19 protein-coding genes and 1 tRNA gene are annotated in these 17089 nt (G+C 66.2%); 14 read left to right on the forward strand and 6 right to left on the reverse strand.

Annotated features, from left to right (window positions below; all coding sequences use genetic code 11):
- Window position 1: 1 nt before the first annotated feature.
- Complete coding sequence (locus Q1A36_RS02970; protein ID WP_299839554.1) at window positions 2-427, forward strand: DUF1489 domain-containing protein; 426 nt, start codon at window positions 2-4, stop codon at window positions 425-427.
- Window positions 428-482: 55 nt separating this feature from the next.
- Window positions 483-556 (forward strand) — tRNA-Gly (locus Q1A36_RS02975).
- A gap of 12 nt (window positions 557-568) precedes the next feature.
- Here Q1A36_RS02975 and Q1A36_RS02980 read toward each other — a convergent pair.
- Entirely contained in the window at window positions 569-1297 is a 729-nt protein-coding gene (locus Q1A36_RS02980) for a FadR/GntR family transcriptional regulator (RefSeq protein ID WP_299839557.1), read from the reverse strand.
- A gap of 221 nt (window positions 1298-1518) precedes the next feature.
- On the opposite strand from Q1A36_RS02980, the gene kduI reads away from it, so the two are divergent.
- From kduI to Q1A36_RS03030, 10 genes are all read left to right on the forward strand, one after another.
- The gene (gene kduI / locus Q1A36_RS02985) at window positions 1519-2343 is read left to right on the forward strand and encodes a 5-dehydro-4-deoxy-D-glucuronate isomerase (RefSeq protein ID WP_299839559.1); all 825 of its coding nucleotides are present in this window, start codon (window positions 1519-1521) and stop codon (window positions 2341-2343) included.
- Window positions 2340-3080 (forward strand): 2-dehydro-3-deoxy-D-gluconate 5-dehydrogenase KduD, encoded by a 741-nt coding sequence (gene kduD, locus Q1A36_RS02990; RefSeq protein ID WP_299839562.1) that lies wholly within the window; start codon window positions 2340-2342, stop codon window positions 3078-3080. Before kduI ends, kduD begins: the two co-directional genes overlap by 4 nt.
- Before the next feature lie 74 nt (window positions 3081-3154).
- Window positions 3155-4072, forward strand: a complete 918-nt coding sequence (gene kdgD, locus Q1A36_RS02995) for a 5-dehydro-4-deoxyglucarate dehydratase (RefSeq protein ID WP_299839565.1) — start codon at window positions 3155-3157, stop codon at window positions 4070-4072.
- 8 nt (window positions 4073-4080) lie between these two features.
- Window positions 4081-5145: a dienelactone hydrolase family protein gene (locus tag Q1A36_RS03000; RefSeq protein WP_299839568.1), complete on the forward strand. Its 1065-nt coding sequence runs from the start codon at window positions 4081-4083 to the stop codon at window positions 5143-5145.
- Window positions 5146-5221: 76 nt separating this feature from the next.
- On the forward strand, window positions 5222-5962 hold the full coding sequence (locus Q1A36_RS03005) for a FadR/GntR family transcriptional regulator (protein WP_299839571.1): 741 nt from the start codon (window positions 5222-5224) through the stop codon (window positions 5960-5962).
- A 66-nt stretch (window positions 5963-6028) separates the two neighbouring features.
- The gene (locus tag Q1A36_RS03010; RefSeq protein ID WP_299839574.1) at window positions 6029-6343 is read left to right on the forward strand and encodes a cupin domain-containing protein; all 315 of its coding nucleotides are present in this window, start codon (window positions 6029-6031) and stop codon (window positions 6341-6343) included.
- Between the two features lie 106 nt (window positions 6344-6449).
- Window positions 6450-7472: an ABC transporter permease gene (locus Q1A36_RS03015; protein WP_299839577.1), complete on the forward strand. Its 1023-nt coding sequence runs from the start codon at window positions 6450-6452 to the stop codon at window positions 7470-7472.
- Window positions 7469-8356, forward strand: a complete 888-nt coding sequence (locus Q1A36_RS03020; protein WP_299839580.1) for an ABC transporter permease — start codon at window positions 7469-7471, stop codon at window positions 8354-8356. The genes Q1A36_RS03015 and Q1A36_RS03020 overlap by 4 nt, the downstream gene beginning before the upstream one ends.
- 3 nt (window positions 8357-8359) lie before the next feature.
- Window positions 8360-9196: an ABC transporter ATP-binding protein gene (locus tag Q1A36_RS03025; protein WP_299839583.1), complete on the forward strand. Its 837-nt coding sequence runs from the start codon at window positions 8360-8362 to the stop codon at window positions 9194-9196.
- Complete coding sequence (locus Q1A36_RS03030) at window positions 9193-9954, forward strand: ABC transporter ATP-binding protein (protein WP_299839586.1); 762 nt, start codon at window positions 9193-9195, stop codon at window positions 9952-9954. Before Q1A36_RS03025 ends, Q1A36_RS03030 begins: the two co-directional genes overlap by 4 nt.
- A 314-nt stretch (window positions 9955-10268) precedes the next feature.
- Here Q1A36_RS03030 and Q1A36_RS03035 read toward each other — a convergent pair whose 3' ends face one another.
- The 3 genes from Q1A36_RS03035 to Q1A36_RS03045 form a co-directional block, all read right to left on the reverse strand.
- On the reverse strand, window positions 10269-11867 hold the full coding sequence (locus Q1A36_RS03035) for an ABC transporter substrate-binding protein (protein WP_299839590.1): 1599 nt from the start codon (window positions 11865-11867) through the stop codon (window positions 10269-10271).
- 82 nt (window positions 11868-11949) lie between these two features.
- Entirely contained in the window at window positions 11950-12567 is a 618-nt protein-coding gene (locus Q1A36_RS03040) for an SGNH/GDSL hydrolase family protein (protein ID WP_299839593.1), read from the reverse strand.
- Complete coding sequence (locus Q1A36_RS03045; protein WP_299839596.1) at window positions 12567-13715, reverse strand: mandelate racemase family protein; 1149 nt, start codon at window positions 13713-13715, stop codon at window positions 12567-12569. Before Q1A36_RS03045 ends, Q1A36_RS03040 begins: the two co-directional genes overlap by 1 nt.
- A 236-nt stretch (window positions 13716-13951) precedes the next feature.
- Between Q1A36_RS03045 and Q1A36_RS03050 the strand changes: the two genes are divergently transcribed.
- Both Q1A36_RS03050 and Q1A36_RS03055 read left to right on the forward strand, forming a co-directional pair.
- Complete coding sequence (locus tag Q1A36_RS03050) at window positions 13952-14707, forward strand: sulfite exporter TauE/SafE family protein (protein WP_299839599.1); 756 nt, start codon at window positions 13952-13954, stop codon at window positions 14705-14707.
- Window positions 14708-14712: 5 nt separating this feature from the next.
- A complete protein-coding gene (locus Q1A36_RS03055) occupies window positions 14713-15063 on the forward strand; it encodes a RidA family protein (protein ID WP_101751692.1) in 351 nt (116 codons plus the stop codon).
- Here Q1A36_RS03055 and lpxB read toward each other — a convergent pair.
- On the reverse strand, window positions 15038-16201 hold the full coding sequence (lpxB, locus tag Q1A36_RS03060; protein ID WP_299839603.1) for a lipid-A-disaccharide synthase: 1164 nt from the start codon (window positions 16199-16201) through the stop codon (window positions 15038-15040). The two genes, Q1A36_RS03055 and lpxB, sit on opposite strands and share 26 nt — an antisense overlap.
- Window positions 16202-16282: 81 nt before the next feature.
- Window positions 16283-17083, reverse strand: coding sequence for a UDP-2,3-diacylglucosamine diphosphatase LpxI (lpxI, locus tag Q1A36_RS03065; RefSeq protein WP_299839606.1), 801 nt, complete (start codon window positions 17081-17083; stop codon window positions 16283-16285).
- Between the last annotated feature and the right edge of the window lie 6 nt (window positions 17084-17089).

The following is a 17089-nucleotide window of genomic DNA, read 5'->3' on the forward strand; positions in this document are numbered from 1 at the left end:
CATGAGTCCCGCACCCCTGAACCTGATGAAGCTCTGCGTCGGCGCCGACGCGCCCGAGGACCTGCTGGCCTGGCAGCAGATGCGCTTTGGTGGCGGCACCGCCTGCCATGTCACCCGCATGTGGCCCAAGCGCGAGGACGAACTGTTGCAGGGCGGTTCGCTCTACTGGGTGTTCAAGGGGGTGATGTCGGCGCGGCAGCGGCTGATCGGGCTCGAGGAGCGCATCGGCGAGGACGGCATCCGCCGCTGCGCCCTGATGCTGGACCCCGAACTGATCCGCGTCACCGCCGTTCCCCGCCGCCCGTTCCAGGGTTGGCGCTACCTCAATGGCGCGGAGGCGCCGATCGACCTGCCGCGCGGCGCAGTGGATGACACGCCTCTGCCGCCCGAGGTCGCCGCAAGGCTGGCCGAGATGGGGCTGATCTGACCACCACGCGTGGTCTTGACGGCTTCGGACCCTTGGGCTAGGTCACGTCACGCAGGCGGGTGTAGCTCAATGGTAGAGCAGCAGCTTCCCAAGCTGAATACGAGGGTTCGATTCCCTTCACCCGCTCCAGTTTTCCCCTGTTTACCGCCGCACCGCCCGCAGATGCTCGCGATAGCGCGCCTGGCTGTTCTTCAGGTGCCGCCGCATGGCGTCGCGCGCCGCCGCCTCGTCGCCATCCTGAATCGCCGCAACGATGGCCTCGTGCTCGGCCTCGAGGATGCGGGCATAGTCCGGGGTGATCTGCGGCTCGGCGCCATCCGTCACCGCGCGGCGCGGGATCAGCGTCTGACCCAGAAGCCGCAGGAATTCGCTGAAGCGCGGGTTGTTGGCGGCTTCGGCGATGGCGAGGTGAAAGGCGAAATCCGCATCCGAGGTCGGCTGACCGCTGGCCGCCAGCCGGCCAAGACGCCCGAAGGCCTCGACGATGGCCTCTTCCTGCGCAGGCGAGCGGCGGAGCGCGGCGAAACCGGCTGCATCGCCCTCGACCGCCGTGCGCAGTTCCAGCATCTCGATCAGCGACGAGACCCGGGCGAGGTCCAGATTGCCGAAGGGCAAGGGCTGCGGCGCCGGCGGTTCCAGCACGAAGACCCCGGCCCCCTGGCGCGGCTCGACCAGCCCGTCCGAGCGCAGGGCGGCAATCGCCTCGCGCACCACGGTGCGGCTGACGCCGAATTCGCGGGTCAGTTGCGCCTCGGAGGGCAACCGGTCGCCGGGCTTGTGGCTGCCATCGGCGATACGGGCACGCAGCGCGTCCTGCACCTTGACCACAAGTGTCTGGCCCGGCTGTTCCCCGCCTGTCGATCTGCTCATCTGCGCCTCCCTGCCCGGCCGTTGCTTCGACCGCGTTCATACAGCATATGCCCGCAAGGCAGTAATCATACAAGTGTTTCGCAGGAAAGCGCGCCCCGACGCTGCGATCGGGCGCAACTTCGGCCCTGTCCTGTCGCCCGCAAACCGATTTTCCTTGACCGCTACTAGATATCAGATGATAAGCCTCATCTTGTCATACATGTGAATGAGGAGAGGCCCGGATGCTTCACGTCGAAACCCGCCATGCCGTCCACCCAGAGCACGCGAAAGCCATGGATACGGCCGCCCTCCGGGCCAACTTCCTCGCCTCGGACCTGTTCCGCGACGGCGAGATCCGGCTGATCTACACCCATTACGACCGCTTCGTCATGGGCGGCGCGGTGCCGGCGGGGGGCGCACTGGTGCTGGACCAAGTGGCCGAGACCAAGACGCCCAATTTCCTCGACCGGCGCGAGCTGGGCATCGTCAATATCGGCGAGACTGGCACGGTCAGCGCCGGCGGCGACAGCTTCACCCTGGAGCGGGGCGATGTCCTCTATCTCGGCATGGGCGCCGGGCCGGTGACCTTCGCCGGTCAGGGCCGCTTCTACCTGACTTCGGCCCCGGCGCACCGAACCTGCCCGAACCGGCTGATCCGCCTTGCCGACAGCAAGGAGGTCAAGCTGGGCGCGGCCGAGACCTCGAACAAGCGCACCATCAACCAGTTCATCCACCCGCTGGTCATGGACAGCTGCCAGCTGATCCTCGGCTATACCACGCTGGAAGATGGATCGGTCTGGAACACCATCCCGAGCCATATCCACGACCGGCGGATGGAGGCTTATCTCTATTTCGGCATGGAACCGCAATCGCGCGTGCTGCACCTGATGGGCGAGCCGCAGGAGACGCGGCACCTGTTCATCGGCAACGAGGAAGGCGCGATCTCGCCGCCCTGGTCGGTGCATTCCGGCGCGGGGATCGGCAGCTATACCTTCATCTGGGCCATGGCCGGCGACAATGTCGACTATACCGACATGGACTTCATCCAGCCGGAGGATCTGCGGTGAACCCCTTCTCGCTTGCGGGTCGCAAGGCGCTGGTGACGGGCGCGAATACCGGGCTGGGTCAGGCCATCGCCGTCGGGCTGGCCGCCGCCGGGGCCGAGGTCATCTGCGCCGCGCGCCGCGACTGCGACGAGACCCTGCGCATGATCGCGGCAGCGTGCGGCACCGGCGGCTACCTGCGGCTCGATTTCGCCGATCCGATGGCGGCGCGGGATGTGTTTACCGGCGCCGGCTTCGACATTCTGGTGAACAATGCCGGGATCATCCGCCGCGCCGATGCGGTCGAGTTTTCGGAAGCCGATTGGGATGACGTGATCGACGTGAACCTGAAGGCGCTGTTCTTCACCTGTCAGGCCTTCGCCCGCGATTGTCTGGCCCGCGGCGCGCCCGGCAAGATCGTCAACATCGCCTCGCTGCTGAGCTTCCAGGGCGGCATCCGCGTGCCCAGCTATACCGCCAGCAAGCATGGCGTGGCCGGGCTGACCAAGCTGATGGCGAATGAATGGGCGGCGAAGGGGATCAACGTGAACGCCATCGCGCCCGGTTACATCGAGACCAACAATACCGAGGCCCTGCGCGCCGACCCGGGTCGCAACCGCGCCATCCTGGACCGCATTCCCGCCGGACGCTGGGGCCGACCCGAGGATATCGCCGGCACCGCCACCTTCCTCTGCTCGGACGCTGCCGGCTACCTGCATGGCGTGGTGCTGAATGTCGATGGTGGCTGGATGGCGCGATAACTTGTATGATAACTATTGACACATCATACGAGTTGCCGTAAGCGAGCGTCAGAACCCAGAACAAGGATCGCCCGATGACCCCCGATCAGTTGAAATCCGCCCTCGGCTCCGGCCTCCTCTCCTTTCCCGTCACCCATTTCGACGCCGAGGGGAAATTCGCCCCCGACAGCTATCGCGCCCATGTCGAATGGCTGGCCAGCTACAACGCCCCGGTCCTCTTCGCCGCGGGCGGCACGGGCGAGTTCTTCTCGCTGACGCCGGCCGAGATCCCCGGCATCGTCGCCGCCGCGAAAGAGGTTTCGGGCGAGACGGCGATCGTTTCGGGCTGCGGCTATGGCACGGAAACCGCCATCGAGATCGCGCAATCGGTGGAAAAGATCGGCGCGGATGGCATCCTTCTGCTGCCGCATTACCTGATCGACGCGCCGCAGGAAGGGCTTTACCAGCATATCAAGCGCATCTGCCAATCGGTCGACTTCGGCGTCATGGTCTATAACCGCGACAATGCCGTGCTGCTGCCCGACACGCTGGCGCGGCTTTGCGACGACTGCCCGAACCTCATCGGCTTCAAGGACGGCACCGGCGATATCGGGCTGGTGCGGCAGATCACCGCCAAGATGGGCGACCGGCTGATCTACCTGGGCGGGATGCCGACGGCGGAACTGTTTGCCGAGGCCTATCTGGGCGCGGGCTTCACCACCTATTCCTCGGCGGTGTTCAACTTCGTGCCGGGTCTGGCGAACGAGTTCTATGCCGCTTTGCGCGGCGGCGATCGCGCCACCTGCGAGCGGATCCTGAACGAGTTCTTCTATCCCTTCATGGCGATCCGCAACCGGCAGAAGGGCTATGCCGTCTCGGCCATCAAGGCCGGCGTGCGGCTACAGGGCTTCGCCGCCGGCAAGGTCCGCTCGCCGCTGACCGATCTCGACGGCGCCGAGGAAGAGATGCTGGCCGCCCTGATCGGCCCCCACCAACGCCGCATGGCCGCCTGAGGGCGGCAATGACCGGGCCTCGCCAGATCACCGAGGACAATTGCATCCCCGCGCTGATCGCCCTCGCGGCGCAGCGCGGGTTTTCGGATGGCTGGCGCGAGGGGCTGGACCCCAAGGCGTGGCGCAAGAACGGGCTGGCGCTGATGCGCGATCTGGCGCTGCCTGATCTGCCCGTGTCTGCGCCGTCTTGGACCGTCGAGGCCGAAGAGCATCTCGGGCCCCATCTGCTGCAATCACTGACCCTGCATCTGGCCGAGGGATGGGATGCCCCGGCCCTGTTCCTGCGCCCCAAGACCTCAGCCCCCTGCCCGGCCGTGCTGATGCTGCACGATCACGGCTCGGAATTTGGCATCGGCAAGGAGAAATGCCTGACCCCGCCCGGTGCCACTGCCCCACGGGTCGCGGCTTGGGCGGGTCGCTTCTTCGGCGGGCAAGTTCCGGGCGACGAGTTGGCGCGGCGCGGCTTTGCGGTGCTGGCGGTGGATGCGCCGGGCTGGGGCGCAAGGCCCGGCAATGGTTACGAGGCGCAGCAGGCGCTGGCAGCGAACCTGATGGCGATCGGGACCAGCCCGGCCGGACTGATGGCCTGGGAGGATGCGCGGGCGGCCGAGGTGCTGGCGCAACTGCCGGGAGTCGATTCAGGCCGGATCGCGGCGGTCGGGTTTTCGCTTGGCGGCTTTCGCAGTTGGCAGGTGGCCGCACTGTCGCCGCAGGTGCGCGCCGCTGTATCGATCTCATGGATGGCGAGCCTGCCCGGCTTGATGGTTCCCGGCAACAACCAGGCCCGCGGACAATCCGCCTTCTGGATGACCCATCCGGTGCTGATGCGCCATCTGGACCTGCCGGACATCGCCGCACTGGCCGCGCCGAAACCGCTCTGGGTCGAGGTCGGGCGGGGCGATCACCTGTTCCCCGACGCCGCCGTCGATCCGGCCTTTCAGACGTTGCGCAGCGTCTGGACGGCATGGGGCGCGGCAGAGCACCTGTCGCTGCATCGCCCCGAAACCGGCCACAGTTTCCTGCCCGACCGACAAGCTGCGGCCTTCGACTGGCTGCAGACCGCACTGGCCTGAAGGCTTGCGCGACGCCCGGCGCCGCGCTACCACTCGGACATGATGCCAACCTGTCAGACATTCCCGCGAGGCCATGATGAGCACGCTGTCCCACCTGATGCCCGCCCCCGCCTCGCTGGCCGAGCAGATCGCCGACGGGCTGCGCCGCGAGATCGAGGCCGGCCAGTTCCAGCCGGGCGACAAGCTGCCGAGCGAGAACGAGTTGACGCGCATCCATTCGGTCAGCCGCACCGTGGTGCGCGAGGCCATTGCCGGCCTGCGTGCCGACGGGCTTGTCGAGGCCCGCAAGGGGGCGGGGGTCTTCGTACTGGATCTCAGCAACCGCCCCGCGCGCCCCTTTGACGATCTGGCGACGGCGCGGATTTCCTCGGTCATCGAGCTGCTGGAACTGCGTACCGCCTGCGAGATCGAAGCCGCAGCCTTGGCTGCCGCGCGCCGCTCGCCCGCGCAGCTTGAAGCCATTCTGGACGCGCATCGTGCGGTGGGCGATTGCCTGCTGGCGGATCAGCCAACCCGCGACGCCGATTTCGCCTTTCACCTCGCCATCTCCGAGGCCACGCAGAACCGGCGCTTTCCCGAATTCCTGCAGCTGATCCGTGGCGGCATCATCTCGCGCGGCGATCTGCAAGGCGCGCAGCCGGGGGCGCGGCCCAAGGACTATAACCAGGCGCTGCAAGAGGAGCATGGCGTCATCGTCGATGCGATCATGGAGGCCGATGCCGAGGCGGCGCGCGACCGGATGCGGCAGCATCTGCGCGGCAGTCTGGAACGCTACAAGCTGTTGCTGCGCCATCGGCAAAGCAGCGCCGAGGCGTGATCAGATACTTGTCATATAACTTGGTCTGATATATCCGATGGCACGCCCCAGTAATCGGAGAGTCTGATGCCCCTGCCCCAGTATCCCGTCCATCACCCGTCAGAAGGCGTCGCCCGTCAGGTTCTGTCTGAGAACCCGGATCTGATGGTCGTCTCCTTCCGCTTCGACACCGGCGCAACCGGCGCGCTGCACCGGCATCCGCATGTGCAATCGACCTATGTGGCCAGCGGACGCTTTCGCTTTTTCCGCGATGGCGTCGCGCATGAAATCAAGGCCGGCGACAGCCTGGTCATGGCCGGGAATGTCGAACATGGCTGCGAATGCCTGGAGGCCGGCGAGCTGATCGACTGCTTCACCCCGCGCCGGGACGATTTTCTCTAGCCGCCGCCTCGCAGGTGACTTGACAGACATGTCATAACTTGTCAGACATGATGGCAAGCCTGTCAGATTCGTTTCCGCCGCCAGGTTGCGGCGAAGGGAGGAACCCGTGCTGACCGAATATCCCCGCCTGCGCAGCGTTCTGGGTCAAGCGACCACCATCGCGATCACCCTGCTTGGCCTCTTGCTGCTGACCTTCATCATCGGCCGGATGATGCCGGCCGATCCGGTCCGCGCCATTGTCGGCGAGGATGCCTCGCGCGAGACCTATGAGCAGGTCTTCAACCAGCTTGGCCTTGACCGGCCGGTCTGGGAACAGTTCCTGCGTTACCTGGGCGACGTGTTCAGCGGCGATTTCGGCACCTCGATCCGCACCGGCCAGCCGGTGATCAACGACATCCTGCACGTGATGCCCGCGACCATTGAACTCGCCACGCTGGCCATCCTGATCGGTGCCGGTCTGGGTGTGCCCCTGGGCGTCATCGCGGCGGTGAACAAGGACCGCTGGCCGGATCATGTCGTGCGGGTCTTCAGCCTTTTCGGTCATTCCATGCCGATCTTCTGGACCGGGATGATCGCGCTGATCATCTTCTATGCCAAGCTGGGCTGGGTCGGCGGTTCGGGGCGGATGAGCCAGTTCTACATCGGCATGGTCCCCGACCGCACCGGCTTCCTGCTGATCGACAGCCTCTTGGCCGGGCAGATGGACGTGTTCTGGTCGGCGATCAACCACCTGATCCTGCCCGCCGCGCTGCTGGGCTATTCCTCTTCGGCCTATATCACCCGGATGACCCGCAGCTTCATGCTGGACCAGCTGGGTCAGGAATACATGACCACGGCGCGGGTGAAGGGCCTGTCGAAGCGGCAGACGATCTGGCACCACGCCTTCGGCAATATCAAGGTGCAGCTCGTGACCATCGTGGCGCTGGCCTATGGCGGGCTCCTGGAAGGCGCGGTGCTGATCGAGACGGTCTTTGGCTGGCCCGGCTTCGGTCAGTATCTGACCAACAACCTGATCATCGGCGACATGAACGCGGTGATGACCTGCGTGCTGATCGTCGGCGTCATCTTCATCGCCCTGAACCTGCTTTCGGACCTTCTCTACCGTGTCTTTGACCCGAGGACGAAATGACCGATCTTCCCCTGCCGACCCGCCGCATCCCCGGCCCTCTGCTGGCGCTGCGCAACATCCTGACCTTCCTGATCCGCCAGCCAACCTCGGCCTTCGGGTTGATCGTGCTGGCGGTGCTGATCCTGACGGCGATCTTCGCGCCGCTGATCGCCACGCACGATCCCTATGTGCAGGACCTGAACAACGTGCTTCAGGCGCCGGGGAACGGCCATCTCTTCGGCACGGATGAGCTCGGCCGCGACATCTTCAGCCGGCTGGTCTGGGGCGCGCGGATCACCCTGACGATCATCTTCCTCGTGACCATCGTCGTCGGGCCGCTTGGCCTTCTCGTCGGCACTACGTCGGGCTATTTCGGCGGGCGCTTCGACACGGTGATGATGCGTATCACCGACATCTTCCTGTCCTTCCCCTCGCTGATCCTGTCGCTGGCCTTTGTCGCCGCGCTTGGTCCCAGCCTCAACAATGCCATCATCGCCATCGGCCTGACCTCTTGGCCGCCGATCGCGCGGCTGGCGCGGGCCGAGACCATGACCTTCCGCAAGGCCGATTACATCGCCGCCGCGCGGTTGCAGGGCGCCTCGCCCATGCGGATCATCCTGAAATCCATCGTGCCGATGTGCCTGCCCTCGGTGATGATCCGTCTGACGCTGAACATGGCCACGGTCATCCTGACCGCCGCGGGCCTCGGCTTCCTGGGCCTTGGCGCGCAGCCGCCATTGCCGGAATGGGGTGCGATGATCGCCACCGGCCGGCGCTACATGATCGACAGCTGGTGGCTGGTCACGTTCCCCGGCCTCGCCATCCTGACCGTCAGCCTTGCCTTCAACTTGTTGGGTGATGGTTTGCGCGACGCCCTTGACCCGAAGCAGATGAACCGGAGGTAAGCCATGGACCCCATCCTTGACGTGCAGAACCTTGCCATCCGCTATGCCGGTTCCCCGGTGGATGCCGTGCGCGGGGTGAGCTTCACCCTTGGCCGCGAGCGCCTTGGCATCGTCGGCGAAAGCGGCTCGGGCAAGTCGACCGTGGGCCGGGCACTGCTGAAGCTGCTGCCCGGCGCAAAGATCAGCGCCGACCGCATCCGCTTCGAGGATCTGGACCTTCTGGCCCAGAGCGAGGCCGAGATGCTGAAGATCCGCGGCCGGCGCATGTCGATGATCCTGCAGGACCCGAAATTCTCGCTGAACCCGATCCACCGGGTCGGCGATCAGGTGGCCGAGACCTATCTGCGGCATTTCCCCGCCTCACGGGCCGTCGCCAAGGCCAAGACGCTGGAGATGCTGGAGGCGGTGAAGATCCGCGACCCCGAGCGGGTGCATGACCTTTACCCGCACAAGATCTCGGGTGGCATGGGCCAGCGGGTGATGATCGCCATGATGCTGCTGGCGGACCCCGATCTGGTCATCGCCGACGAGCCGACCAGCGCGCTGGACGTCACCGTGCGCCTGCAGGTCTTGAACATCCTCGACGGGCTGGTGCGCGATCGCGGCATCGGGCTGATCATGATCAGCCATGACCTGAACCTGGTGCGAAATTTCTGTGACCGGGTGCTGATCATGTATGCGGGTCGGGTGGTCGAAACGCTGAACGCGGCCGAGATGGACCGCGCCCAGCATCCCTATACCCGCGGCCTTCTGGCCGCGCAGCCGCGCATCGGCGGCGGCCGTCAACCGCTGGCCGTGCTGGACCGTCGCCCTGAATGGAAAGAGGAGGCCGTGCTGTGACCAAATCCGTCGAGATCAAGGACCTGTCGATCACCTTTGGGGTCGGCCCGTCCGCCGTGAAGGTTCTGCCGGGCGTCACCTTCTCGGTCGCGCCGGGCGAGTGCTTTGGCCTTGTGGGCGAAAGCGGCTCGGGCAAGTCCACGGTGCTGCGCTGCGTCTCGATGCTGACCGATTTCTGGCAGGGCGAGGTGCGGATCGACGGCCAAAGCGTCCGCGATCTGCCGCAGCAGCAGCGTTGCCGGCAATTGCAGATGGTGTTCCAGGATCCCTATGGCAGCCTGCATCCCCGCCAGTCGGTGCGCACCGTGCTGTCGGAACCCCTGCGCATCCACGGCATCGGTGAGCGCGAGGCGCGGATGCGCGCAGCGATGGTCGATGTCGGTCTGCCGGTCGATTTCCTCGACCGCTTTCCGCACCAGCTGTCCGGCGGCCAGCGCCAGCGCGTCGCCATTGCCCGCGCGCTGATCCTCGAGCCCTCGGTGCTGCTGCTGGACGAGCCGACCTCGGCACTGGATGTCTCGGTTCAGGCCGAGATCCTGAACCTCTTGGCGCGGCTGCGCGAGGAGCGTGGCTTCACCTATATCATGGTGACGCATGATCTGGCGGTGGTTGACCATATGTGCGACCGCTTCGCCGTCATGCTGCATGGCGAGATCACCGAGATCCTGCCGCGCGAGGCAATCCCCGGCAACGGCGCGAGCCATCCCTATGCGCGCGAACTGATCGGGGCCTCGCTGGAATATGAGGGGCTGATGTAGGGCATCGCCCCAAGCACAGCAGCAAGGGCCGCGCCGAGAGGTGCGGCCTTTCTCGTTGCGACACTGCAGATCGCCGTCGCACCCTGCCCGGGAACAAGGGCGAAGCCCGCCCGGGCCAGCGCCGGCCCGTCCCCCGGGTCGGCGCTTTGGTGCGTCAGTCCCGAGCTCTGGCAGACGAGGGGCTTGGCACCATAAACCACGCCGGCGAACCGCCGCGATGCCACCCCACGGGCCGGCGCTGCCCCTCTGTTACACAAACCAAAACGGGCGCATCCTGCGATGCGCCCGCCTCCGGGAGGAAATTTTGGTCCCTGTCACCGCTCCTTGGTGACTCCTTCGAACCGCGAGACCCAGGGCGAGACGATCATGCCCGAGATATCGGCCTGGTAGGCGGCGGTATCGATCACCTCGGAGAAGGGCTGGATCGACATGACCGCGGTTTCCATATGGGTCTGGATGTCCTCATAGGCCTTGGCCTGCGCCGCCGGGTCCTGCACCAGCAGCGCCTCCTCGATCATCTTGTTCAGGTCGGCATCATAGAAGCTGGTGCGCCAGCCCTGGTAGTTGGTCAGCTTGGCCTCGTCGCTGTTATCGGGGTTATAGGCCATCGAGCGCAGGTTGCTGTCCGGGTGCGGCTGCTGGCCGCCACCGCCGCGACCGACGATCAGTTCGAAATTCCGCTCGCGCATCGCGCCATAGATCTGGTCGCCCGAGCCGGTGATCAGCTCCGCCTCGATCCCGGCCTGCGCCAGCGTGTTCTGGATCGCCGTCGCCGCCTTCATGAACGGGTCTTCCGACAGCACGCGCAGCGTGGTCTTGAACCCGTCGGGAAAGCCGGCTTCCGCCAAGAGCGCCTTGGCCTTCTCCACGTCCAGCGTGTAGCCCGGATCGGGCAAGAGCCCCATCACCCCGGTCGACAGCGGACGCTGGTGCTTCTTGCCGTAGAAGGGCATCACCGCCTTGTCGAGCCCGTCATAATCGATCAGGTAACGCAGTGCCTCGCGCACCTTGGGATTGGCCAGACGCTCATCCTTCATCGACACGGCGAGGTAATAGAAACCCGCACCGGGGGTCGACTCGACCTTCAGCGCCTCGTTCCCGGCCAGCGCGGTCAGGTCGGGGGCCTGCATGGAATAGGCCACGTCGATATCGCCCTGTTCCAGCATCAGCCGCTGCGACTGCGATTCCGGCAGGTGGCGCATCATCACCCGGGTCATCGCCGGCGCCTCGCCCCAATAGGCGTCGTTCCGGGTCAGGATGATGTATTCATTCGAGGCCCATTGCGTCAGCACATAGGGACCCGATCCGGCCGAATTCAGCGTCAGCCAGGCCGTGCCCTGGTCGCCGTCCTGCTCGTTCTCCTGAACCAGCTTGCTGTCGAGGATCGAGCCGGGGCCGCTCAGCGCCAGCGTCATCAGGACCAGATTGGGGTCATCGGCTTGCGGCAGGTTCAGCACGAAGGTCCGGTCATCCTCGGCCACGAACGACTGATCGGCGGCCTCGGGGGTGAAGCCGCGGGTCTTGAGGAAAGACGCCTGCGCAAGGTTCAGCTGCATCAGCCGCTTGAAGCTGTAGACCACATCCGCCGCAGTCACCGGATTGCCCGAGGCGAATTTCGCACCTTCGCGCAGGGTAAAGCGGATCGACATGCGATCGGGCGCGACCTCCCAGCTTTCGGCCAGGCGCGGCTGGATGCTGCGATCCTCGGGCGAGAGGATGACCAGCGTGTCATAGACATTGTTCAAGACCTGCACCGTTTCGCGGCCGGTGATGGCGGCGGGGTCCAGCGTCAGGATATTGTTCATCGAGGTGGCGACGATCAGCTGATCCTCGGGCGTTTCCGCCAGCGCGGCCAGCGGGTTCGCCCCGATCAAAAGCGCGCCGAGCGCCACCGAAGCAAGAAAATGTTTCATGGGTCCTCCCTTATGCCGCGTCACGGGCGCGCGGCGCGCCATCTCATCCGCAGCTTCCCTGCGGCAGTCCTGCGCCCGCCTGTCAGGCGAGCAAGTCCGTCACCGGCGCCACCAGCGCCCGGCCAATGGCGGCCGTCGCCTCGGCGTCCAGATGCACCTGATCGGCGGGGCTGACCGAGGCCACCTCACCCGCATCGAAGAAGCCGCAGCCAAGTTCTTCGGCCAGCGCGCGATAGAGGGGCGCGATCCGCCGCGCCTCGCCGGGGTCGCGCCCGCCCGCCGCACCCGGGCCGGTCGGCGGCGGGGCGACGATCAGCAGGCGCGGCACCGCGCCGAGCGGCTTATAGGGGAATGTGGCGACGATCTCGGCCAGCCGCTTCATCCCGGCCTGCGCACCATCGGCCCGGCCGCCATGCACCGCCTTCAGGTCATTGGTGCCCAGCATCAGGATCACCAGATCCAGCGGCATATGCGCCGACAGCGCCACCGGCAGCGCCTTGGCTCCGTTCCGGGGCGCGGCGCCCGCATCGTCATCGCGGCAGGTGGTGCGCCCGCCGACGCCATCGGCATGAACCCGAACACCCGGCAGCGCGGCTTCCAGCACGCGCGGCCATTGCCCGCTGGCGGGATGGCGCAGGCCCGTCACCGGGTCCGCGCCCCAGGTCAGGCTGTCACCGAAGGCCAGAACCTCGCGGGTCATCACGCCACCCGGTTGTTGTCGATGAAGGTGAAATCGATGTCCTCGCCCAGACCCGGCCGGTCGGGGACATGGACATAGCCATCGGCATCCATCGGATCGGACAGCGATTTCAGATAGTCGAACCCGTCGTCATATTCGAGGAAGGGATGCAGCAGCCCGCGTTCATACCAGCGGCAGTTCTTCGAGGCGGCGACCACGTGCAAGTTCATCGCGGTGTTGCCATGCACCTCGCACTCCATGCCGAAAGCCTCGGCCATGCGCATCGTCTTCAGCGCCGGGGTGATGCCGCCCACATCGTTCACGCCGGTGCGCAGGATATCGCAAGCGCCATTTTTGACCCATTCGGCCCTGTGCCAATGCTTGCCGGCGGCGCTTTCCGGGCCGACCACGGGGATATCCAGGTTGTCGGCCAGCCACTTGTAGGATGACATGCTCTGCTCATCCATGGGTTCCTCGATCCAGTCGAAGCCCAGCTTCTCCAGCCCCCGGCCAAGCGCCAGCGCGTCGCTGCGCGAATACCAGTGGAAGGCGTCGATCATCAGCCGGATATCGGGACCGACCGCCTCGCGCACGGCGGCGCAAGCCTTCAGGTCCATGCGCACATCGGGCGCCCAGCTGACCGGCGGCATCCAGGTGTGCAGCTTGATCCCCTTGTAACCGCGCTTGACCAGCATTTCGGCAAAGCGGCCGTAATCCTCGGGCGTGGCAAGGCCGTTTTCCAGCTCGTCGCCGCACATGATGCTGCCATAGGCCAGCACCTTGTCGCGATAGGCACCGATCAACTTGTAGACCGGCTGGCCCAGGCTGCGCCCGGCCAGATCCCACAGCGCGCAATCGACCACGGCCAGCGTCCGGTCGGTCAGCTGCGCCGCCGAGCCGCGCTGCCAGTGCGCCAGGTCCTGCCACAGCCGTTCGCGGTCGCGGTGGTCCTGTCCGATCAGCACCTTGCGGACGAATTTCTCGAGAACATGCGGGCGGACGATCTCGGGCGCGGTGAAGCTGTGACCCTCCTGCCCGTCCTCGGTGCGGATGGTCAGGATCGCCTGCTGCACCTGATGCGCCGGACCCGGATGGGCATGGCCCGCGCTGTCGGAATGCCGCCGCGTGGTGGTCTTGAAAATCCGCGCCTCGACCTCGGTGATGATCATTCCTGTCCGTCCCTGTCTGACTTCCGGGCCACGGATTCGCGGCCGCCTCGTCACCCGGATACAATCATGTCTGGCATACTGTCAATAGTTGTCTGACATGTTCGTCACCCTGTCTGAACCTCACCCAGTGCACCGCGCGCGGCAGGGCCTCGACAGCCGCGACAATTTGCGCCAAGACGGGCCGAACCGGCCGCACACGGCCCCCTGTCCCCGTTGCCGCAGAGCCGATTGCGCCCATGACCGAGTTACTTCTTCTGTTCTGCGCCGGACTGATCGGCGGCATCATGAACGCGGTCGCCGGTGGCGGCACCTTCATCACCTTCCCGGCGCTGGTCTTTACCGGCATCCCGCCGGTCGCCGCCAATGCCACGGCGACGGTCGCCGCCCTGCCCGGCTATCTCGCCGCCGCGATCAGCTTTCGCCGCGACATCCTGCTGATCGAGCGTCACCAGCTGAAACGCCTGACCGGCTGGACCATCGTCGGCTCGGCCATCGGCTCGGTGCTGCTGCTGGTCAGCTCGAATGCCGCCTTTTCGCTTCTGGTGCCGTTCCTGCTGCTCGCTGCCACGCTGATCTTTCTCAAGGGCGCGGCGATCCGCGCCTTTGCCGCGAAACATGCCCGCGACGTGACTGCCTTCGGCCTTGGCACGCTTCTGCCTGTGGCGATCTATGGCGGCTATTTCAACGGCGGTCTCGGGATCATCCTGCTGGCGCTGTTCTCGCTGTGGGGGCTGACCGACCTCAACCAGATGAACGGGCTGAAATGCTGGCTCAGCTTCGCGCTGTCGGTCATCAGCTTTGCAATCTTTGCCATCGGTGGCAAAGTCATCTGGATCCCGGCGGCCATCATGGCCCTTGGCACCATTGCCGGCGGCCTTCTGGGCGCGCCGGTCTCTCGCCGCATTCCGATGCCGCAGTTGCGCGCGCTGATCGCCGCCATCGGCTTTGGCATGACGGCCATCTTTTTCTGGCGCTTGTTCAACGGAGGCTAACACACATGAGCGACATCAAACGGATCGAAACCGGCCAGCGGATGAGCCAGGCCGTCACCTATAACGGCGTGGCCTATCTGGCCGGTCAGGTGGGTCAGGCCGGCGCATCGGTGACTGACCAGACCCGCGCCATCCTGGCGCAGATCGACACGCTGCTGAAGAAATGCCACAGCGACAAGACCCGCATCCTCTCGGCCCAGATCTGGCTGGCCGACATGGCCGATTTCGCCGAGATGAACGCGGTCTGGGACGCCTGGGTGCCGCAGGGCAATGCCCCCGCCCGCGCCACCGGCGAGGCGAAACTGGCGACCCCCGACTACAAGGTCGAGATCATCGTGACGGCCGCGGCCGGCTGATCGCCTGAAGCACCGAGCGCGCCGCGCGAAGGCCCGGCGCCTCCCCCCCCTTGCCGAGGCGGTCCATCGTCAGATCCATCGCCTCGAACTGCGCCTTGCGCGCCGACATGTCCTCGAGCGTCGCCAGCAGCGCATCGGCCATCGAGCCGGGCTGGCAGTTGCTGCCCAGAAACTCCGGCACGGCGCGGGTGTCGCTGACCAGGTTGACCAGCGTCACCGTATCAGTCTTCAGCATCATCCCGACGATCAGCCGGCTCAGCAGCGCCATGTCGTAACCCACGACCATCGGTACCCGGTTCGCCGCCAGTTCCAGGCTGACCGTGCCCGAGGCCGCCAGCGCCAGGTCGGCGGCGGCAAAGGCCGCGAGTTTCTCCTGGGGGTCCTCGACCACGATCGGCGCGGTGGGCCAACGTTTCACCATGTCGCGCAACAGCGCCGAAACGCCCGGCACCGTCGGGATCACCACCCGGATCTCGGGCACCCGGTCGCGAAGACGCATCAGCGCCTCGTCGAAACGCGGGCCAAGCCGCGTCACCTCGCCCTTGCGCGAGCCGGGCAGGCACAGGACCACCGGGGCATCGGCGCTGATCCCGTGCGCGGCAAGGAAGGCATTGGCCTCGTCCGGTCCGGCCACCGGCTCGGCCACCACCGGATGGCCGACGAAATCGCAGGACATGCCGGCGGCTTCCATCAGCGGCGGCTCGAAGGGCAGGATCGCCAGCACGTGATCGATCACCTCGGCCATCTTCAGCGCCCGGCCAGGTCGCCAGGCCCAGACCGAGGGCGCGACGTAATGGATGGTCTTCAGATCCGGGTTCAGCGCCCGCGCCTCGCGCGCCACGCGCAGGCAGAAATCCGGGCTGTCGATGGTGATCAGCGCATCGGGGGCGAACTCGGCCACGGCGCGGGCGGTTTCGCTGATCCGGCGCTTCAGGTGGCGGTATTTCGGCAGCACCTCCCAGATGCCCATCAGCGACAGCTCATCCATGGGAAAGCGGCTCACCAGCCCCTCGGCCTGCATCCGCGGTCCGCCGATGCCGTCAAAGGCGATGCCCGGCTGCAACTGGTTCAGCCCCGCCATCAGCGCGCCGCCAAGCGCGTCGCCCGAGACCTCACCCGCGATCAGAAACAGTTTCATGCCAATGCGCCTTTCCCGCCGCAGGGAAGAATGGTCCTGCGGGACGAGGACAGCTTATTACCGTCTCGCCCCGAACGCCACTCAACCAGAGCGCGACCACAAGAACAGCCCCGCCCCTTCGGCGCGGCGGATGGTTTCGTCCCTGTCCAACAGGATAACGCTGCCGGCGGCCCAAGCGATCCCGGCAAGTCCCGCCGCTGCAGCCTGATCGACGGTATCCGGCCCGATGGTCGGCAGGTCGATGCGGCGATCCTGCCCCGGCTTCGGCGCCTTGTAAAACACCCCGCGCCCGCCCTTGGGATTGGCGCGCAGGTCGCGGTGCCGTGCCGCGAAATCCAGCATGGCAGCGGTTCCGGGCAGCGTCTCGATGGCGATGCAGAGCCCCTGCGCGACGACACAGCCCTGACCCAGATCCAGCGGCCCCAGCGCCGCGACGATCTCGGCGGCGCGGGCAACATCCTGTTCATCGGCTGCCGAGGGCGCGCTGGTCAGATGGCCCTCGGACGGGATCAGGTCCGGCGCGATTTCTTCAACTCCGCAGACAGTTAGGCCTGATTCATCGAATATTTCGAGTACCGTGCGCAGCGCCGCGTCATCGCCCGATTGCATCGCCATCAGGATGCGCGGCACCAGTTGCGCGGTGCGGGGATCGAACTGTTCCGGGTCCAGCGCCGGGCGGCGGACCGCGCCGGCAAAGATCACCCGGCTCACGCCCTGATCCAGCAGGTGATCGAGAAACGGCACCAGCCGCTCCAGCCGGAAGGTCTCGGCCGGGATCGGCGGGGCAAAGCCCTCGAGTGCATAAACCGGTGCGCCGGGCAGATGGGCGGCGATGGCCGGGGCCAGCCCGCCCTCGCCCGCGATGATGGCGGTTTTCGTCATCTGCGC

Origin of the sequence: uncultured Paracoccus sp., assembly GCF_947487305.1 — a bacterium.
GTDB lineage: Bacteria > Pseudomonadota > Alphaproteobacteria > Rhodobacterales > Rhodobacteraceae > Paracoccus.

Bases quoted from the DNA above. Each gene is read 5' to 3' on its own strand.
- Q1A36_RS03045 (WP_299839596.1), bottom strand. From the start codon at position 13,715: ATGATCATCACCGAGGTCGAGGCGCGGATTTTCAAGACCACCACGCGG.
- Q1A36_RS03040 (WP_299839593.1), bottom strand. From the start codon at position 12,567: ATGACCCGCGAGGTTCTGGCCTTCGGTGACAGCCTGACCTGGGGCGCG.
- Q1A36_RS03035 (WP_299839590.1), bottom strand. From the start codon at position 11,867: ATGAAACATTTTCTTGCTTCGGTGGCGCTCGGCGCGCTTTTGATCGGG.
- kduI (WP_299839559.1), top strand. From the start codon at position 1,519: ATGCTTCACGTCGAAACCCGCCATGCCGTCCACCCAGAGCACGCGAAA.
- Q1A36_RS03005 (WP_299839571.1), top strand. From the start codon at position 5,222: ATGAGCACGCTGTCCCACCTGATGCCCGCCCCCGCCTCGCTGGCCGAG.
- Q1A36_RS03050 (WP_299839599.1), top strand. From the start codon at position 13,952: ATGACCGAGTTACTTCTTCTGTTCTGCGCCGGACTGATCGGCGGCATC.
- lpxB (WP_299839603.1), bottom strand. From the start codon at position 16,201: ATGAAACTGTTTCTGATCGCGGGTGAGGTCTCGGGCGACGCGCTTGGC.
- Q1A36_RS02980 (WP_299839557.1), bottom strand. From the start codon at position 1,297: ATGAGCAGATCGACAGGCGGGGAACAGCCGGGCCAGACACTTGTGGTC.
- lpxI (WP_299839606.1), bottom strand. From the start codon at position 17,083: ATGACGAAAACCGCCATCATCGCGGGCGAGGGCGGGCTGGCCCCGGCC.
- Q1A36_RS02970 (WP_299839554.1), top strand. From the start codon at position 2: ATGAGTCCCGCACCCCTGAACCTGATGAAGCTCTGCGTCGGCGCCGAC.
- kdgD (WP_299839565.1), top strand. From the start codon at position 3,155: ATGACCCCCGATCAGTTGAAATCCGCCCTCGGCTCCGGCCTCCTCTCC.
- Q1A36_RS03025 (WP_299839583.1), top strand. From the start codon at position 8,360: ATGGACCCCATCCTTGACGTGCAGAACCTTGCCATCCGCTATGCCGGT.
- Q1A36_RS03000 (WP_299839568.1), top strand. From the start codon at position 4,081: ATGACCGGGCCTCGCCAGATCACCGAGGACAATTGCATCCCCGCGCTG.
- Q1A36_RS03010 (WP_299839574.1), top strand. From the start codon at position 6,029: ATGCCCCTGCCCCAGTATCCCGTCCATCACCCGTCAGAAGGCGTCGCC.
- Q1A36_RS03020 (WP_299839580.1), top strand. From the start codon at position 7,469: ATGACCGATCTTCCCCTGCCGACCCGCCGCATCCCCGGCCCTCTGCTG.
- Q1A36_RS03055 (WP_101751692.1), top strand. From the start codon at position 14,713: ATGAGCGACATCAAACGGATCGAAACCGGCCAGCGGATGAGCCAGGCC.